The sequence below is a fragment of the Caballeronia sp. GAFFF1 genome, from assembly GCF_023630705.1.
In the GTDB taxonomy this organism is placed as follows: domain Bacteria; phylum Pseudomonadota; class Gammaproteobacteria; order Burkholderiales; family Burkholderiaceae; genus Caballeronia.
Map to the genome: position 1 here is coordinate 1 of NZ_JALQEM010000066.1, position 237 is coordinate 237.

A 237-nucleotide genomic window follows, 5' to 3' on the forward strand; every position below is an offset into this window, starting at 1 on the left:
CGCCACCACCGTGCCAATGAATAACGCAACCAACGGGGCGGAGATCGTCGTTGTCCAGCGGCACAGTGGCCTTGCGCATGACGTCCGGGGCGCGATAGCCGGGCTGGATGGCGCGAAGCAGGCGGGCCAGTCGGTGAGCGCCGATCTCGCCAGCCGTCTCGACAAACTGCGCAGCAGCTTTCTTCTCAACGGCGTGAGCGAAGGCGCTCACGTCTGGGGGGATTACCTCTATCAGAC

Annotated in this window: 1 protein-coding gene; it reads left to right on the top strand. The window is 64.6% G+C overall.

Annotation, left to right across the window (positions count from 1 at the left end):
• Nucleotides 1-16: 16 nt before the first annotated feature.
• A partial coding sequence (locus NCR37_RS28325) for a hypothetical protein (RefSeq protein ID WP_250476112.1) occupies nucleotides 17-237 on the top strand: 221 nt, incomplete at its 3' end.